Source organism: Rhizobium sp. RM, assembly GCF_013390595.1.
In the GTDB taxonomy this organism is placed as follows: domain Bacteria; phylum Pseudomonadota; class Alphaproteobacteria; order Rhizobiales; family Rhizobiaceae; genus Agrobacterium.
In genome coordinates this window covers 781,847-796,706 of sequence record NZ_JACAWV010000008.1, presented here as the reverse complement: position 1 = coordinate 796,706, position 14,860 = coordinate 781,847, and the positions used below count along the sequence as shown (strand labels likewise).

20 protein-coding genes and 1 riboswitch are annotated in these 14,860 nt (G+C 58.3%); of the genes, 8 read left to right on the top strand and 12 right to left on the bottom strand.

Annotated features, from left to right (window positions below; genetic code table 11):
- Window positions 1-43: 43 nt before the first annotated feature.
- Together HWX89_RS12845 and HWX89_RS12840 are read left to right on the top strand one after the other, a co-directional pair.
- The gene (locus tag HWX89_RS12845; RefSeq protein WP_138794842.1) at window positions 44-532 is read left to right on the top strand and encodes a GNAT family N-acetyltransferase; all 489 of its coding nucleotides are present in this window, start codon (window positions 44-46) and stop codon (window positions 530-532) included.
- A 21-nt stretch (window positions 533-553) separates the two neighbouring features.
- Entirely contained in the window at window positions 554-1,123 is a 570-nt protein-coding gene (locus HWX89_RS12840; RefSeq protein WP_138794841.1) for a type 1 glutamine amidotransferase family protein, read from the top strand.
- 8 nt (window positions 1,124-1,131) lie between these two features.
- Here the strand turns inward: HWX89_RS12840 and HWX89_RS12835 are convergent, their stop codons facing one another.
- From HWX89_RS12835 to HWX89_RS12810, 6 genes are all read right to left on the bottom strand, one after another.
- A complete protein-coding gene (locus HWX89_RS12835; RefSeq protein ID WP_138794840.1) occupies window positions 1,132-1,449 on the bottom strand; it encodes a hypothetical protein in 318 nt (105 codons plus the stop codon).
- A gap of 4 nt (window positions 1,450-1,453) precedes the next feature.
- Window positions 1,454-2,188 carry a CbtA family protein gene (locus HWX89_RS12830; RefSeq protein ID WP_138794839.1) on the bottom strand — a complete coding sequence of 245 codons (735 nt, stop codon included), beginning with the start codon at window positions 2,186-2,188 and terminating at the stop codon, window positions 1,454-1,456.
- Between the two features lie 126 nt (window positions 2,189-2,314).
- A complete protein-coding gene (locus tag HWX89_RS12825; RefSeq protein WP_138794838.1) occupies window positions 2,315-2,500 on the bottom strand; it encodes a CbtB domain-containing protein in 186 nt (61 codons plus the stop codon).
- Between the two features lie 157 nt (window positions 2,501-2,657).
- A riboswitch (cobalamin riboswitch) is annotated at window positions 2,658-2,901 on the bottom strand.
- A gap of 34 nt (window positions 2,902-2,935) precedes the next feature.
- Window positions 2,936-3,853 carry a c-type cytochrome gene (locus HWX89_RS12820; protein ID WP_138794837.1) on the bottom strand — a complete coding sequence of 306 codons (918 nt, stop codon included), beginning with the start codon at window positions 3,851-3,853 and terminating at the stop codon, window positions 2,936-2,938.
- A gap of 113 nt (window positions 3,854-3,966) precedes the next feature.
- Window positions 3,967-4,401: a c-type cytochrome gene (locus HWX89_RS12815; protein ID WP_178340731.1), complete on the bottom strand. Its 435-nt coding sequence runs from the start codon at window positions 4,399-4,401 to the stop codon at window positions 3,967-3,969.
- A gap of 116 nt (window positions 4,402-4,517) precedes the next feature.
- Entirely contained in the window at window positions 4,518-5,147 is a 630-nt protein-coding gene (locus tag HWX89_RS12810; RefSeq protein ID WP_138794836.1) for a LysE family translocator, read from the bottom strand.
- Between the two features lie 134 nt (window positions 5,148-5,281).
- Here HWX89_RS12810 and HWX89_RS12805 point away from each other — a divergent pair, with 134 nt between their 5' ends.
- Complete coding sequence (locus HWX89_RS12805) at window positions 5,282-5,992, top strand: helix-turn-helix transcriptional regulator (protein ID WP_138794835.1); 711 nt, start codon at window positions 5,282-5,284, stop codon at window positions 5,990-5,992.
- Here HWX89_RS12805 and HWX89_RS12800 read toward each other — a convergent pair.
- A complete protein-coding gene (locus HWX89_RS12800; RefSeq protein ID WP_138794834.1) occupies window positions 5,981-6,826 on the bottom strand; it encodes a metallophosphoesterase in 846 nt (281 codons plus the stop codon). The two genes, HWX89_RS12805 and HWX89_RS12800, sit on opposite strands and share 12 nt — an antisense overlap.
- Before the next feature lie 105 nt (window positions 6,827-6,931).
- The gene (locus tag HWX89_RS12795; protein ID WP_138794833.1) at window positions 6,932-7,534 is read right to left on the bottom strand and encodes a superoxide dismutase; all 603 of its coding nucleotides are present in this window, start codon (window positions 7,532-7,534) and stop codon (window positions 6,932-6,934) included.
- A gap of 221 nt (window positions 7,535-7,755) precedes the next feature.
- On the opposite strand from HWX89_RS12795, the gene HWX89_RS12790 reads away from it, so the two are divergent.
- Window positions 7,756-8,091, top strand: coding sequence for a hypothetical protein (locus HWX89_RS12790; RefSeq protein ID WP_178340730.1), 336 nt, complete (start codon window positions 7,756-7,758; stop codon window positions 8,089-8,091).
- Between the two features lie 20 nt (window positions 8,092-8,111).
- Here the strand turns inward: HWX89_RS12790 and HWX89_RS12785 are convergent, their stop codons facing one another.
- Window positions 8,112-8,654 carry a GNAT family N-acetyltransferase gene (locus HWX89_RS12785; RefSeq protein WP_138794832.1) on the bottom strand — a complete coding sequence of 181 codons (543 nt, stop codon included), beginning with the start codon at window positions 8,652-8,654 and terminating at the stop codon, window positions 8,112-8,114.
- Between the two features lie 96 nt (window positions 8,655-8,750).
- On the opposite strand from HWX89_RS12785, the gene HWX89_RS12780 reads away from it, so the two are divergent.
- Window positions 8,751-9,638, top strand: coding sequence for a LysR family transcriptional regulator (locus HWX89_RS12780; RefSeq protein ID WP_138794831.1), 888 nt, complete (start codon window positions 8,751-8,753; stop codon window positions 9,636-9,638).
- A 53-nt stretch (window positions 9,639-9,691) separates the two neighbouring features.
- Here the strand turns inward: HWX89_RS12780 and HWX89_RS12775 are convergent, their stop codons facing one another.
- Complete coding sequence (locus tag HWX89_RS12775; RefSeq protein WP_138794830.1) at window positions 9,692-10,573, bottom strand: branched-chain amino acid aminotransferase; 882 nt, start codon at window positions 10,571-10,573, stop codon at window positions 9,692-9,694.
- Between the two features lie 245 nt (window positions 10,574-10,818).
- On the opposite strand from HWX89_RS12775, the gene tam reads away from it, so the two are divergent.
- Window positions 10,819-11,589 (top strand): trans-aconitate 2-methyltransferase, encoded by a 771-nt coding sequence (gene tam / locus HWX89_RS12770; protein ID WP_138794971.1) that lies wholly within the window; start codon window positions 10,819-10,821, stop codon window positions 11,587-11,589.
- 4 nt (window positions 11,590-11,593) lie between these two features.
- Here the strand turns inward: tam and HWX89_RS12765 are convergent, their stop codons facing one another.
- Both HWX89_RS12765 and HWX89_RS12760 read right to left on the bottom strand, forming a co-directional pair.
- Window positions 11,594-11,962 carry a VOC family protein gene (locus tag HWX89_RS12765; RefSeq protein ID WP_138794829.1) on the bottom strand — a complete coding sequence of 123 codons (369 nt, stop codon included), beginning with the start codon at window positions 11,960-11,962 and terminating at the stop codon, window positions 11,594-11,596.
- 47 nt (window positions 11,963-12,009) lie between these two features.
- The gene (locus HWX89_RS12760) at window positions 12,010-12,720 is read right to left on the bottom strand and encodes a helix-turn-helix transcriptional regulator (protein WP_138794828.1); all 711 of its coding nucleotides are present in this window, start codon (window positions 12,718-12,720) and stop codon (window positions 12,010-12,012) included.
- A gap of 252 nt (window positions 12,721-12,972) precedes the next feature.
- Here HWX89_RS12760 and HWX89_RS12755 point away from each other — a divergent pair, with 252 nt between their 5' ends.
- Both HWX89_RS12755 and HWX89_RS12750 read left to right on the top strand, forming a co-directional pair.
- On the top strand, window positions 12,973-13,899 hold the full coding sequence (locus tag HWX89_RS12755) for a bestrophin family protein (protein WP_138794827.1): 927 nt from the start codon (window positions 12,973-12,975) through the stop codon (window positions 13,897-13,899).
- A gap of 130 nt (window positions 13,900-14,029) precedes the next feature.
- On the top strand, window positions 14,030-14,857 hold the full coding sequence (locus HWX89_RS12750; RefSeq protein ID WP_138794826.1) for an aldo/keto reductase: 828 nt from the start codon (window positions 14,030-14,032) through the stop codon (window positions 14,855-14,857).
- Window positions 14,858-14,860 lie beyond the last annotated feature (3 nt).

The window sequence follows — 14,860 nt, the reverse complement described above, 5'->3', positions numbered from 1 at the left end:
TCAAGCGTCCTGACGGCAAAAATAGAACCGAAGGACCAGAAAAATGACCGAAGATAGCGCCCTTACACTGCCCAGACCGCCCGTCGTCATCATTCGCGGCGCGCGCAAGACCGATCTTCCCGAACTCAACGAAATGATCACCTTGCTTGCCGCTCATCACGGTGATGCATCTGTGATGACACCCGAAAAGCTGGAACGCGATCTGTTTGGCGCCCTTCCCTGGGTTCACGGTCTTGTTGCTGAAGCGGACGGCGAGCTGATCGGTTACGCACTGCTTCTGCCGCTCTACAGGGCGCAGGAAGGTCGACGCGGCCTTGAACTGCACCATCTCTTCGTGCGTGACGGCCATCGCGGCCATGGAACCGGGCAGCACCTCGTATCGCGGGCTCGCGATATCGCCAAGCGCCTCGGATGCGACTACCTTTCCGTTGGTGCGGCTACCGGCAACGTCGCTGCCCATCGTTTCTATGAAAACATGGATTTCGTGCCGCGCCCCGTCACCGGCATGCGTTACATGCAATCCATCGCCTGATTATCCTCAACGGAGAAGGCCATGACTCGGATCGCTATCGCCTTGGCGCAAGACTTTGCCGACTGGGAGCCCGCACTGCTCACCGCAGCAGCCCGCCGCTATCTGGGCGTGAACATCGTTCATGCGTCGCCAAGCGGACAGCCGGTGGTTTCCATGGGCGGGATGCACGTCGTACCCGACATGCGCTACGACGCGCTTGATCCAGATAATATCGATGCCCTGGTGATCCCCGGTGGTCTCAGTTGGGAAAAAGGCGAGGCCGCGGATATCAGTGACCTTGTGCACCGGTTTCGAAACGGGGGGCGTGTGATCGGTGGGATCTGCGCCGCCGCAAGCGCACTTGCGGGAACCGGCATCCTCAACGATGTCGCTCATACCGGCAACTCGCTGGCATCGCATCGTGCCTATCAAGCCTATCTGGGTGAAGGTCTTTATCGCGATCAACCGCAAGCCGTCAGCGACGGCGGTATCGTCACGGCACCGGGCAGCGCACCGGTCAGTTTCGCAACGGAAATTCTCAAAGCCCTTGGCCTCTTTGGTCCGGAGGCCGAAGCGGAATTGAGAATTTTCGCAGCGGAACACACGAAGTAGGACAGAAGCTATCTGCCGCGATCCAGAACGCGGCAGATGCGAGGGGTAACAGCGTCGCCCTCGCCAGCTAACACGCGACGAATATCGCGGCTGTTGAGATGCAGACTGCGATCGAGAGGAAGGTCCAGGCGGGCGATCTTGGCCTTTGCAGCGGCAATGAACTCGACACTGTGTTGCTGAAAATACTCAAGAACGGCCATCTGATCCGGCTCGCCCTTCAACAACGCCTTGAAGGCCAGGCGGTGCACGGCGCAGGTCGCGCCGTGACCGGGAACGGCGAAACGCAGCGCGTCGAGTTCGTCGCTCCATTCTGCCGCGTCCCGCATGGTGTCAAACCGACTGGAAACGCTTCAGGAAGAAGGCGCTCAGCGTTCCAATCAATGCCCAGAAGACGAAACTCGTCACCGTCGCGGCAACGATGAACTGACGCTCCAGCGGCAGAGGCGCCAGCGCATGTTCACCTTCCGGCGGAAGCGGCGCACCCACCACATGCGGCGCGATAATCAGCACCAGAGCCAGAACCGCCGTCCAGGGTTCACGCCGGAAAGCGATCAGCGCAATACCGCCGCCAGTCGCGGCAACGGTTGCGATCCACCAGGTTTGACGAGCGGCGAGTGCGGCAGCCGGGCTTCCAGGCAGTTCTGGCGGAAGACCGATCATCGGCGCCAGCATGACGGCAGCAAACCCCGCTACACCCCACAACAGGCCCTCACGCCAACCACCGTTGGTGCCGCGCAACGACAAGAGGCCGGTCAAGACGAGTGCATAACCGATGGCCGTCAGAACATTGACTGCGACTGTATAGGCCGCACGTTCGAAACCATCAGCCGGAGCCCAGGCGTCTTCGTCATGTTCATGTGTGTGGGCTGGAGCCTGTGCGGTCGTTTGTGCATCAGTTGCCGGCGCTGTGTCATGGCTGTGTGGAGCTTCACCACCAGCGCTTTCGTAGGTTTCCGCCTGCAGGATCAGCGGTGTGGTGCCAACGGCCTGCATGGCCGAAACGGCGACGCCGCCAATCAAGCCGACCAGCACCGACGTAAAAACAATATTGCGAAAAGACGACATGCAATTTCCCCCTCAGGAGCATGAACCCGAAAGCATCGGTGGCTTTCGAACGTCATCATGCCCTGTTTCCTCAAATTCTGGAGCAGCTTCGCGTTCAGGGTACAAAGTCCCCGAAATCATTCAGCTTTAGTGGCAGGGAAACGCATTGGCGTGGCGCGTATCATGCGCTGCGTTGTGAACAGCTTCGACATGCGAGAAGCCGACGAAACCGACGATGAACAGGCCGAGAACGATCGCTGTCAGCGATTGGGCAATGCTGCTGCTTTTCGCTGTTACAGCGGCATTGGCGGTATTTTGATTGATGGTAGACATGGTGAGCCTCTCCCGGCGCATTCGCGCCATTGTGAGCGGGCAAGCGTCCAATCCAGGCGCAGGACCGCATCGATACAATTCACCACGGGGAATGCGAGACTGACACAGGCGCAGTCACCTGCCCCTGTAATCCTGCTGCTCCGGACACCCCGCCGGCATAAACATTTCCGTGAGGGCAGGTCTCCTGGCTCGCGGGTCAAAACCTGAAACACCTTCCCGGCCGGGTTATCCCCCGCATGAGCCCAACCTTTCGGTTCCAGCCATGCAGCCGACCAGTGGTATTTCCGTTTCAGGCTCTCCGCTCACAGTTGCGGGGGCAGCCACGAATGGGGATTGCTCCTTATCGTGTTCCCTTTTCACCTTCCGGATTTCCGGAAGGAACCATCACAGTTTTGTTATCCGACGGCGATAGTGGAGAGTCAATGCCTCTCCACCTCAACGCGCCGGAACAGCCTTCAGATAGGCGGCAATCGCGTCCCGGTCGTCCGCCGTCAACCGTGCCATGTTCTGCTGGACCTTGACCATGGAGCCGCCGACGCTGTCGAACTCCGGTGTAAAGCCGGTCTCGAGGTAGCTTGCGATATCCTCGGCGGCCCAACCGCCGATGCTTTCAGATGCTGGCGTAATGTCAGGAATTCTGCCCTCACCTTCCGGGTTGAGACCGCCCGCCAGCCATTTGTCCGCAAGGAAGCCGCCAAGCGCATTTCGCGGCGTATGGCATTCGCCACAATGGCCAGGGCCCTCCACCAGATACTGGCCACGCAGCAGTTCGGCATCGGCATTGGCAAGTTCGACACGAGGGGCGCCCTTATCGAAATAAAGGAATTTCCAGCCACCCAAGGTGACACGCATGTTGAACGGGAATGGCAGGTCGTGTCCCGGTGCATCGTTCTGGCTCGCGGGAAGCGCCTTGAGGTAACCGAAGAGATCGTTGATGTCCTTGGAGGTCATCCTGGCATAGGATGCATAGGGGAAGGACGGATAAAGATGTTCACCATCCTTGCCGACGCCCCGTGTCATGGCGTCGCCAAACTGCGCCAGCGTCCACCCACCAATACCGTGCTGCGGATCAGACGAGATGTTCGGCACACGGAAGGTTCCGAAAGGGCTCGGCAGATCCTGACCGCCAGCAAGCGTCAGAAGTGCATCACCTGTTACACCGGGCGCAGCATGACAGCTTGCGCAACCGCCTGCCCAGAACAGCGTCTCGCCGTTGGCGAGGTCCGGCTCTCCAAGGCTCGCCCAGTGGCTTGGCGCCTGCCGCTCCGGCGCCGTAACGACCATAAAAATACAGAAACCAGCGGCTGCGGCCAATACGGCGCCGCCCGCAAGTTTCGTCCAGATGGAAGGCATACCCCTCTCCCCTCTCAGACCAATCGACATTCACATTTGCACTGAGCGCACCGGATCGATCCGACGCCTCAAGGGAAAGTCGCCCGAAGGCGACTTTCCCGATGCGATGAACATCACTTCTTCAGACGATAGGTCTGATGGCAGGTGCCGCAATCGGCGCCGAGTTTCTGCATGGCGGTTGCGACGCCGGCCTGATCCACGGGCAGGCTGGCAAGAATCGCGTCCGCATCTTCACCGAGCTTTGCAGACTTGGCCTTGAAGTCCTCGAAGTTTTCCCAGATGGCGGGTGCTGCCGCACTGCCAGCTTCGGAGCCAGCCGGGAACTGGTCCGGGAAAGCCTTGGCGTTGGTGCTGATTGTCGTCACGGCAGTCTTGACCGCCTCGGCGTCAAAAGGCTTCTGCCCCTTGGAAATGGCGGCGAGCGACCCCATCGCACCGCCAATCTGCTTCATCATGCCTTCGCGCTTTTCGACTTCGCCGGCTGCGTAAACCGCACCGGCGCACAGACAGCCGAACAGCATCGCTGCCGTGATGGTTTTCGGTTTCATGAACTCTCTCCTTGATCCCGACAGGTAACGGGCTTGATACGAACGGGGCGAGGATGCCCGTTCCGTCAGGCAAAAAGAAGTCACATTGAAGTGAAATTTCGCGTGAAAACAGAAGCCTAAGACAACCCTTCCCAGAGTGTCAGCAATGCGACTGCAACCAGCATCACACCCGCAGCGCGACCGATGAAAACAGTGGTAGCAGGTGAGGAAACAAGCCATGCCCTGCTTCTGTCCGCCGTTAATGCCAGCCCGCCATAGACCGCAAACTGGGTTACCGCGACCATGAGGCCCATCACCGCGCCCTGCATCCAGATCGGCCCATAGGCGGGTTTGAGAAATTGTGGATAGATCGCCATCATGAAGAGATAGGCTTTGGGGTTCGACAGGCAGGTGAGCATGGCGCGCCAGAACGCTTTTCTGGCCGAGGCGCTGGCATCCGCTTCGCCACCGTTCACGACGATGGAACTGCGCGCGAGGCTGATTCCGATCCAGACCATATAGACTGCACCGGCGATCAACAGCGGTTTGAACAGCGATGGTATCCAGACAGCAAGCGCCCCCACACCAACGGCACCGTACAGGGAATGCACAATGCCGCCCGCACTCATGCCACTTGCCGCCGACAGGCCGGTTCGCCTGCCGCCCGTCAACGCGCTCGCCAGAACGAACAGCATGTCCATGCCCGGCAGAATGACGATGCCAAAAAGCACCAGAAAGAAAAGCCAGAGATTTTCCGCGTAACTCATGTCAGTATCTCCCGATATCGGATCAATGCGCATCAAGAAAACACCCTGTTTCTCAATGTGTTTTTCCGTTTATAGGGAATGGCAACTGACAACGTTATGTCAGTTGAGTGAGCAAGAGCTTCAGGAAAACGGCGATGCGCAAGGCGTCGAGACTGTTCGAAATCATCCAGATCCTGCGTGTGGCCCGCAAACCGGTAACCGCACAGCAGATCGCCGACACGCTGGAGGTCACCGCACGCTCCGTCTATCGTGACATCGTCGCGCTTCAGACCATGCGCGTGCCGATCGAAGGCGAACGCGGGGTCGGCTACATTCTGCGGCCCGGCTTCAATCTGCCGCCGCTGATGTTTTCGATCGAGGAAACGGAGGCGATTGTTCTGGCCCTCGCGCTGATTGGCAGAACGGCGGACACCGAGTTGCGACAGGCGGCCAAAAGGGTCAGCGACAAGATCGCCGCCTCCGTGCCCGAGCCATTATCGCGGACGCTGACGGCCAACGCTCTGCATGCCTGGGGCAGCGTGGCGCCAACCCCAAGCGGTATCGACCTTGCGATTGTCCGGCGGGCTGTGCGGGACGAGGAAAAACTGGATATCGCCTATCGCGATGAGAGCAGCACACAGACGCATCGACGTATCCGGCCCATCGCCGTCATTTATTACTCCGAGACGACCAACATCGTCGCATGGTGCGAACTGAGACAGGCGATCCGCAATTTCAGGTCCGACCGCGTGGTCACATGCGGCCAGACAGGCACCTTCTTTCGAAACGAAGGCGAAGCGCTGCGTCAGCTCTGGATCAGCGGTTGGGACATCAAGCAGCCGAAAAACGTCGCGTCAAAAACCTAACGACCGGCTTTTTTCACGCCCGAAGCCGCTGATCTCGATGCGATCGGCATAGACCTCGGCAATGGCAAAGGCGTTCTCATCCGGCGTGTCAACCATGCCTTTGAAATTGACGAAATGCTTGCCGTTCAAGAGACCGTAATTGCCCTCGTGATTATGACCGCAGAACCAGGCGCCGACACAGACATGGCGCGTAAGAAGGTCGATGATGCGAGGCGCATCCCACATGTTATGGGCATTTTCGGGAAACAGCGGGTAGTGGCAGAAGATCACCACGCGTTCGCCTGCTACATCGGCCTTTTCGAGCACACCTTCCAGCCATTCGAACTGAGCGTCGCTTAACGATGCGTTCCAGTCCTGCGCATTGATCGCACCAACCTCGCGCAAGGCGTCCAGCCGCTCTCTTGCAACCGTGCGACGCGGATCATCGAGCGGTGGTGCAAACAGGCTGACGTCGTTGCCATCCAGTACGACGAAACGCACCTTGCCGATGGCAAAATCGTACCATGGCGACGGCATCCCGAGCCGCGAATGGATTTTTGGCAGATGCTCGACCGAAACGGCGAAATCGTGATTGCCTGGCAGCAGGATCGAACGATGGCGCAAGCCTTCGTAAACCGCCAGCATCGTGTCGTAATTTTCGAAACCACGATCGATGATGTCGCCGAGCGTCACGACGAACGCAAGGTCCCGGCCGTTAAAGACCTCGATAGCCTGCGCCAGCTTTCGCGGACTTTCGGCATAATACCTGCCCATTTCGGGACGCGGATCAATGTTGGCATATTGGGGGTCGGCAACAATGCCGAATGAGAACAGCGGGGGCGTGATGTCAGTCATGATGGGCCGCGATAAACGGGCCCCATGACAGGCTTGTGACAGGCACAGTAAAAACAAAACACCCGGCACGAAGGCCGGGTGTTCGAAGAAAGTAGGGTGCGAAGCTTACTTGGTAGCGGCTTCGTAACGCTCGAGAACGTAGTCCCAGTTGATGAGGCTATCGACGAAAGCTTCCAGGTACTTCGGACGCAGGTTGCGGTAGTCGATGTAGTAGGAGTGTTCCCAGACGTCGACGCCGAGGATCGGCTCTGCACCGTGAACCAGCGGGTTTTCGCCGTTCGCGGTCTTGGAGATTTCGAGCTTGCCGTTCTTGACGGAGAGCCATGCCCAGCCGGAGCCGAACTGCGTAGTGCCAGCGGCAATGAAATCAGCCTTGAACTTGTCGTAGCCGCCGAGGTCCGATGCAATGGCGCTTTCCAGCTTGCCAGGCAGCTTGTTGCCGCCGCCGTTCTTCTTCATCCACTTCCAGAAATGAACGTGGTTGTAATGCTGGGCAGCGTTGTTGAAGAGACCTGCATTGGTACCAAAGGACTTCTTCACGACCTCTTCCAGCGACAGGTCAGCCAGACCGGCTTCCGCCGCCAGCTTGTTGCCGTTGTCGACATATGCCTTGTGGTGCTTGTCGTGGTGAAACTCAAGCGTCTCGCGCGACATGTACGGAGCAAGCGCATCGTAGTCGTAAGGGAGTTCGGGAAGTTCAAAAGCCATGGTTTTTACTCCTTTTTGCAGCGGACAACCGCTCCTAGAAACCGTGTGAGCGGACCATAGGAGCGAAGATCTGTTTGGGCAACCTGCGAATTATCAAAATGTTCCAACAAAAGAGAAAATTCCTCTCAACACCCTTTCGACCACAATTGTTTCACAAGCCAAGCGTACCGTTTTTCGCTCATCCGTTCGCCCGTCCAGCATCGCAATAGAAAAGGAATCCCATGATGAAAACCAGCGCCGTCGCCGCCACCCTGTTTTTGCTTGCTGCAGGCGTTGCATCCGCGTCATCGGACGAGGCATGGAAAGAGTTCGTCGGGGACGTACAGGCGAAGTGCCTTGCCGCAAGCGAGGGAATGATCGAGGACGCCAAAGCCGTTGTCGATCCGATCGGCAGCGAGAATTTCGGCCTTGCGATTCTCACCGGCAAGGCCAAGGGTGCGGATGCCACGATCAGTCACATCTGCGTCTACGATAAGAAGACAAAGTCAGCAGAACTGGGCAGCGAGCTTGCCGGTGACACGGTTAAGGTCGAAATTCCCGGTTCGACCAAACCCTGACGATCAAATTTTACGGCGCCTCAAAAACGGGGCGTCGTATCGCTCTCTCCCAGGGGGCGCTGCATCAGCACGGTATCCAGCCACTGCCCATGTTTCCAACCGATGGAGCGGAATGTGCCGACGTGCTCGAATCCGGCTGCGCGGTGAACACCAACGGAAGCCGTGTTGGCCGAGTCGCCAATAATGGCGATCATCTGCCGAAACCCGCGTGCTGTTGCTTCCTCGATCAGAGCGTCCATCAGTCTGCGCCCGATCCCCAGCCCCTTCATGGCTGGATCAACATAGACTGAATCTTCAACCGTTGCGCCATAGGCCGGGCGAGCCCGGTAGGCGCCGGCGTAGGCATATCCCACCACCTGCCCTGACATTTTTGCGACGATGTACGGAAAGCCACCCGACACCAGTGCGGCGCGACGCGCCAGCATATCGTCCACGGTCGGCGGATCAATTTCAAAGCTGGCTCGACCATTCAGGACAGCATCGCGGTAAATCGTCGTGATAGCGGGAATATCCGCCTCCTCACAGGGGCGGATGGTGAGGCTTTGCGCTTTCGGGAGTGTCATTCAATAAGTCCTGCAATCATTCACGAAACCATTGTGCATCGCGGCTGAAACAAATTAAAGATTATAGAACTTATACAAACGATAAGGTTTTCTTTTATCATGGACGTCGACCTGCGGCAGGTTCGCAGTTTTATGGATGTGGTCGAGCTCGGCAGCTTCTCGGCTGCAGCCGATAAGGCTGGACTGACGCAGCCCGCCATCAGTCTGCATATTCGTCTGCTCGAAAAACAGCTCGGTGTGCGTCTGATCGAACGCGTCGGACGCCGGGCACAGCCGACAGCGGCGGGTCTCGATTTTCTGGTTCATGCCAGGCGGATTGCCGAGGAGGTCGCCCATGCGCTCGACACCGTCGCACCGCACCGCGACGGTGCAAGCGGGCGACTTCGCATCGGCACCGGAGCAACCGCTTGCATCTATCTCCTGCCGCCTGTTCTCGGCAAAATACGCAAGGCCATGCCCGGCCTCGATATCGAGGTTCAGACAGGAAACACTGCCGATATTCTGCGGCATCTGGAAGCCAACACCATTGATGCGGCAGTGGTCGCGCTACCTGCCAGCGGTCGAAGCCTTGATATTCGCGAGATCTATCTGGATGAGATGGTTGCGGCGTTCCCACTCGACAGCTTCCCGGCCGATCAGGTAATGGACGTGTCGTTCCTTTCCGCACAACCACTCCTGCTTTATGAGGGAGGCAATACCCGCAAACTGACGGATCAATGGTTTTCAGCAAGTGGGCGTGCCGTGCAGCCTGCCATGCAGCTTGGCAGCGTCGAGGCCATCAAGAAACTGACCGAAGCCGGCCTCGGCATCTCCATCGTGCCACGCATGGCGGTCGAGCAAAAGAATGAGTTTTCCGGGCTGACATGGCGCTCCCTGGCGCCGCCCGTCGAGCGCCGCATCGCACTGGCACTTCGCCGCGATAAACACATGACGGCGCCGCTGCGGGCCCTTGCCGCTGCACTACCGGCTTTGGCGAAAAAATAAAGCCCGCGCTTGTTGGCACGGGCTTTATTCGGTGTTCGAATTTGCAATCAGGCTTATGCGTCGCTGCCGAGACGTGCCCAGTCCATGTAAAGGTCGAGCGCCTTGCGCGCGACCGGTCCGGCCTGCAATTCACGATCATCGAGCTTGGTGACCGGCGAAACCTTGGAATAGTTGCCGGAGCAGAAGATCTCATCGGCTGCGCGGAAATCATCAACCGACAAAGTTGTTTCGCGGACGTCGAAACCTGCCTGGCGCAGAAGACCGATAACGCGCGAACGCGTAATGCCTGCGAGGAAGGTGCGGTTCGGGACCGGCGTCATAACCACGCCGTCCTTGACCATGAAGATGTTCGAGGCCGCCGTCTCGGCAACATTGCCATTCATATCGCGCATCAGCGCATTGTCGAAACCACGCGAACGAGCCTCAAGGATGGCACGACCGCTGTTGGGATAGAGGCTGCCAGCCTTGGCATCCGTCATCGCGGTTTCCGGAGACGGACGACGCAGCGGCGAAACCGTCAGTGTCAGGGGCTTGCCGGCATCCATCGGGGCTTCGAAAAGGCAAAGCGCAAAACGTGTGGAACCCGCGTCAGGCGCAACCACGCTGCCGGGTGTGCCATGTTCGGCCCAGTACATCGGCTTGATGTAAATGGCGGTCTTGCCATCGAATTTCTTCACGCCTTCCAGCGCCAGGGATTCGATCTCTTCCGCCGTCATCGTCGGCGTCATGCCCATGTTGGTCGCGGAGCGATTGACGCGCTGGCAATGCAGGTCGAGATCCGGAGCAACGCCGTCAAACCAGCGTGCGCCGTCAAACACCGTCGAGGCCAGCCACATGGCATGCGAGGTCGGGCCGATAAGGGGCGGGTTGCCCGGCAGCCATTGACCGTCAACATAGGTCCAGGTGGTTGATCGGGGTGCGGTATCGACGCTCATAACGGTCTCCTGTCTTGAAAGTGGCCGGAGTGAATGCCTCTCGCCCCTCAAGGTCAAGTTTTTATTTCCACGATGTATGATTTTGATGGAAAATTACTCCAGCAAGCCTTGGCGATGATATTTTCCAAGCTGGAACAATCGGTTGATGAATATATCCATCACAAGAATTCATGAATAAGCTGGTGGTGACGAGGCATGGCGCATGCGATGTTTCAGCCCCATTCGGCTTTCAGCAGGAGGACATCATGGTCTGGTCGGCGCAACAATATCTGAAATTCGAGGATGAGAGGACCCGTGCAGCACGCGATCTCCTGGCGCAAGTGCCGCTCGAACGCGTCATGAACGGCTACGACCTTGGCTGCGGTCCCGGCAACTCTACGGAACTTTTGACCGATCGTTTCGGTGTCAATGTCATCACGGGCGTCGACAGTGATGACGACATGCTGGCCAAGGCTGCTGACAGGTTGCCCAACACGCAATTCGGCAAAGCTGACCTTGCGCAGTGGAAACCGACGCAACCGGCTGATCTTCTCTATGCCAATGCGGTTTTTCAATGGGTTCCCGACCATCTGTCCGTTCTGGAGAGGTTGATGGACAGTCTTTCACCCGGCGGTGTGCTTGCCGTGCAGATGCCGGACAATCTGACAGAACCGACGCATGTGATGATGGAGGAAACAGGTGCGGCCGGCCCTTGGAGCGAGGCATTTGCTGGCGGCCGTCTGCGCCGTAAGCCGCTACCGTCGCCATCAGCCTATTTCGACCGGCTGACCCCGAAATCCGCACGGGTCGATGTATGGCACACGATCTATAATCATCCGATGGCTGATGCGAATGCCATTGTCGAATGGGTGAAGGGCACCGGGCTTCGTCCCTACCTTGCCGCAGCGGGAGACGAACACCAGGCGGCTTTCCTGAAAGACTACACCGCCCGGATCGCTGCGGCCTATCCGCCCATGGCGGACGGCCGATTGCTGCTACGGTTCCCACGCATTTTTGTGGTTGCCGTAAAGAAGTAGGCCGTCAGCCCGAAAACGCATAGACGCGCAAACGATGACCATCGGGATCGGCAGCGGTAAAAGTCCTGCCGAACTCCATCACCGTCGGCTCCTGCAGAATAGCCAGTCCCTGGGCCTTCCAGGCAGCGTGGGTTTCCGCCACGTCTGCTTCATTGGCAACCCTGAACGCCAGTTCGCCACCACCGCCGGCAGCCGCGGCCTTCGGCTCCACCGCATGGCGGGACCAGAGGCCAAGCTTCATGCCGTTGTTGAGAATGAACAAGGAAAAGGTCGGTGAGGCTTCGACCGGTTCAACACCCAGCAAACCTTTGTAAAAACTGCTGCTTGCAGGAGGATTGTCGACATAGAGAATGGTGAAATCGGGGTGGGTCATGGCTATCTCCTTTGTTGTGGATGAGCCCTTCTTAGACCCCCATGCTGTCAGTTTTTGTCAGCATGCTGTTGGCGCCGTCGTTCTTTTTCGCGTTCACGCCATTGCTTCAGCAAGGTCTGGCGACGACGCGGATAACGCTCTCCCATCGTGCCGAAGCCCTCAATGCGATCTGCGCGAAAACTGCGGAAATCCTGACGCGTCTCACACCACGCCAACACCACCCTCACCAGATCGAAAAAAGCCAGGGCGAAAGGCCAGACCACACGCTTCGTCAGATCTCCCTTTTCGTCGCGGTAGGTCAAAACCACCTTCGTCTCGAAGCGGATGGCGCTTCTCACGTCGGCCAGATCGATGCGCGACGCGACCAGTGCTTGATCGGGGCCGACAAGCAAAGCGGAATTGTCCAGTTCCTCACGCAATGTGTCGGGAAGTACGGCCGCAATCTTGACGAGGGCGGCACGCGCGGCATCCGCCAGCCTGTCGTCTGCCCGGCCCGCCACCCATCTGGACCCAAGGACCAGCGCCTCGATCTCCTGTTGCGAAAACATCAGCGGTGGCAGCATGAAACCGGGACGCAGCACGTAACCGACGCCCGCCTCTCCCTCGATATCCGCCCCTTGGGCCTGCAATGTCGCGATATCCCGGTAGAGCGTGCGCAGGCTGACGCCGGTTTGAGCGGCGAGTGTCGCACCACTGACTGGCATACGGTGGGAACGCAGGACCTGCAGCAGATCAAGAAGGCGTTGTGAACGCGACACGCGACTTTCCTCCCTGCCCGCTCTCGACCATTTGGCATTTTGTGGTTGTTACCCCTTCACCACTGTTCGTCGCAAGCCCAACACACACTTCAGTTCAACAAGGCCGAAAGGGGATTTTCCCGGCAAGGGCATTGCGGCAATATGTCCCGTGCCGGCGCGCGAATGAGGACTGGCAAATGTCATTTTTCAGGAGCGAATAGGCGCCAGCCAGATTCCTTTGCCACAGCCCCATTTTCCATTCGAGTTGCATCCATGATCGTCCGTCCACGTCCGAGTCTTCTTCAACTGTTCTTCATCCTGCGCGGCTCCATCGTTGGCCGTATATTTCCGCAGGTACTCGCTGTTTTTCTCCTGTCCGCGCTTGTCGTTTGGGCGCACAAGGATCGCCCGGATGTTATTCCGGCGTTCAACGGTGCACCGTTTTCTTTGCTGGGCATCGCGCTCTCCGTCTTCCTCGGCTTTCGCGCCAATGCCTGTTACGACCGCTGGTGGGAAGCACGCAAACAGTGGGGCGTTCTTATCATGGCGGCGCGGACCTTCGGGCGACAAAGTGAAATGCTGGAGATGCGCAAGGATGTTTCCGATCCCGTCGAACGCCGCAGGGTCATCGACGTGACGATTGCCTTCTGTCACGAGATGGTCAGCTTCCTGCGCCCCAGCGGCAACAAAAGCGCCATCATCAAACTCATTCCGGCCGATCTTTCAGAGCGTTACGCCCAAAGCCGCAACAAGCCGGAAACCTTGCTGCGGGCGCTCTCCTCGGACCTGTTCAGCGCCAATGCGAAGGCACAAATCAGCGATATCCAGCTCCAGATGCTTGATAGCACCGTCCAGCAGATGGGCAGCGCGCTGGCCTCATGCGAGCGTATTCGCCACACGCCGGTTCCTTTCGGATATTCGCTGCTTCTCCATCGAACAGCACATCTCTTCTGTCTGTTGCTGCCGTTCGGCTTCACCGACCTGCTTGGTTGGGCAACACCTTTCACCAGCGCCCTTATTGCCTACACCTTCTTCGGGCTCGACGCACTTTCGGACGAGCTGGAAGAACCGTTCGGTGAAGGCCTGAACGCACTGCCGATCAGTGCGCTCGCCAGCACCATCGAAATCAACCTGCGTGAAGGCATGGGCGAGACCGATCTTCCGGCCTATCCGCGCGCGGTCGACTACGTGTTGATGTAGGGTTTGCGGAAGCAAGACATCTTTTGCTTGAAACTCGTGCCGTTTGCAGCCGTTAATAGGGGGAGGCTTTCCAGGCCTTCCCCGCCAGACAATCCCGTTTAGACAAACCGAAAGACGATGGAGACGACAGATGTACGTTGTAAACGCGAACGGCGCGAATATCCCAGCACTCGGTTTCGGCACGTTCCGTATGCCGGAAGACGATGTGAGACGCGTCCTGCCGGAAGCGCTGAAACTTGGTTTCCGCCATGTCGACACGGCGCAAATCTATCAGAATGAAGCGGCCGTTGGTGAGGTCCTGGCCTCTTCAGGTGTTCCGCGCGCTGACCTTTTCGTCACGACCAAGGTGTGGGTCGACCGCTATCGCCACGCCGATTTCCTGGCTTCGGTCGATGAAAGCCTGCAAAAACTGAAAACCGATCATGTCGATCTTCTGCTGCTGCACTGGCCCAAAAGCGACGTGCCGCTGGCTGAGCGTATCGGCGCGCTCAACGAAGTTCGCAAGGCCGGAAAAGCCCGCAACATCGGCATTTCGAACTTCAACGTGGCCCTGACGGAAGAGGCCGTAAAACTCTCCGATACGCCGCTCGCCACCAACCAGGTCGAATACCACCCCTACCTCGACCAGACGAAGGTGATTGCCGCTGCCCGCAAAAACGGTCTCTCCATCACCGCCTATTATCTGATGGCAAACGGCGCTGTGCCAAACGATCCAGTGCTGAAGGATATTGGCGCGCACCACGGCAAAACCGCCGCACAGGTCGCTTTGCGTTGGGCTGTGCAGCAATCAGATGTCATCGCGCTTTCCAAGACGGCCACTGAAAGCCGTCTCAAAGAGAATTTCGACATCTTCGATTTTGCCCTGACGCCAGAGGAGATGCAGGAAATCCACGCATTGGCGAAACCGGACGGCCGCATTGTCAGCCCCGGCCATCTGGCGCCGGAATGGGATAACTGAGAC

Coding starts and splice junctions, on each gene's coding strand:
- HWX89_RS12845 (WP_138794842.1), top strand. CDS start 44: ATGACCGAAGATAGCGCCCTTACACTGCCCAGACCGCCCGTCGTCATC.
- HWX89_RS12840 (WP_138794841.1), top strand. CDS start 554: ATGACTCGGATCGCTATCGCCTTGGCGCAAGACTTTGCCGACTGGGAG.
- HWX89_RS12835 (WP_138794840.1), bottom strand. CDS start 1,449: ATGCGGGACGCGGCAGAATGGAGCGACGAACTCGACGCGCTGCGTTTC.
- HWX89_RS12830 (WP_138794839.1), bottom strand. CDS start 2,188: ATGTCGTCTTTTCGCAATATTGTTTTTACGTCGGTGCTGGTCGGCTTG.
- HWX89_RS12825 (WP_138794838.1), bottom strand. CDS start 2,500: ATGTCTACCATCAATCAAAATACCGCCAATGCCGCTGTAACAGCGAAA.
- HWX89_RS12820 (WP_138794837.1), bottom strand. CDS start 3,853: ATGCCTTCCATCTGGACGAAACTTGCGGGCGGCGCCGTATTGGCCGCA.
- HWX89_RS12815 (WP_178340731.1), bottom strand. CDS start 4,401: ATGAAACCGAAAACCATCACGGCAGCGATGCTGTTCGGCTGTCTGTGC.
- HWX89_RS12810 (WP_138794836.1), bottom strand. CDS start 5,147: ATGAGTTACGCGGAAAATCTCTGGCTTTTCTTTCTGGTGCTTTTTGGC.
- HWX89_RS12805 (WP_138794835.1), top strand. CDS start 5,282: ATGCGCAAGGCGTCGAGACTGTTCGAAATCATCCAGATCCTGCGTGTG.
- HWX89_RS12800 (WP_138794834.1), bottom strand. CDS start 6,826: ATGACTGACATCACGCCCCCGCTGTTCTCATTCGGCATTGTTGCCGAC.
- HWX89_RS12795 (WP_138794833.1), bottom strand. CDS start 7,534: ATGGCTTTTGAACTTCCCGAACTCCCTTACGACTACGATGCGCTTGCT.
- HWX89_RS12790 (WP_178340730.1), top strand. CDS start 7,756: ATGATGAAAACCAGCGCCGTCGCCGCCACCCTGTTTTTGCTTGCTGCA.
- HWX89_RS12785 (WP_138794832.1), bottom strand. CDS start 8,654: ATGACACTCCCGAAAGCGCAAAGCCTCACCATCCGCCCCTGTGAGGAG.
- HWX89_RS12775 (WP_138794830.1), bottom strand. CDS start 10,573: ATGAGCGTCGATACCGCACCCCGATCAACCACCTGGACCTATGTTGAC.
- tam (WP_138794971.1), top strand. CDS start 10,819: ATGGTCTGGTCGGCGCAACAATATCTGAAATTCGAGGATGAGAGGACC.
- HWX89_RS12765 (WP_138794829.1), bottom strand. CDS start 11,962: ATGACCCACCCCGATTTCACCATTCTCTATGTCGACAATCCTCCTGCA.
- HWX89_RS12755 (WP_138794827.1), top strand. CDS start 12,973: ATGATCGTCCGTCCACGTCCGAGTCTTCTTCAACTGTTCTTCATCCTG.
- HWX89_RS12750 (WP_138794826.1), top strand. CDS start 14,030: ATGTACGTTGTAAACGCGAACGGCGCGAATATCCCAGCACTCGGTTTC.